The organism is Cobetia sp. MC34 (assembly GCF_018340035.1).
GTDB classification, from domain to species: domain Bacteria; phylum Pseudomonadota; class Gammaproteobacteria; order Pseudomonadales; family Halomonadaceae; genus Cobetia; species Cobetia amphilecti.
In genome coordinates, this window is sequence record NZ_JADPPY010000122.1 from 1 (window position 1) to 317 (window position 317).

Sequence of the window (317 nt, forward strand, 5' to 3'; positions counted from 1 at the left end):
CAGAAGACCCAAGAGGAGATCGATACGCTCTATCGCGAGATCGGCAAGCTGACGGTGGAACGGGATTTTTTGTCACGCAGGCTCGATCGTTGAGTCGGGCCCAGCGCCTGACAATGGTCGAGCCGCAAGCGCCCGGCATCAGCCTCCGACGTCAATGCCAGCTACTCGGTATCAGTCGCTCCTCGATGTGCTATCAGCGCAAGGCGCTACGGGCCTATGATCTGGAGTTAATGCGTCTGATCGACGCGGAACATCTGCGCACACCGGTCTATGGCTCACGAAGGATGTCAGCCTATCTCAATCGCTTGGGCCACGCA

At 58.4% G+C, this 317-nt stretch carries 1 pseudogene; it reads left to right on the forward strand.

The annotated features are described in order from the left end of the window. Nucleotides 1–113: 113 nt before the first annotated feature. Nucleotides 114–317, forward strand: a pseudogene (locus IZU87_RS17425) (IS3 family transposase); the annotation flags it as partial.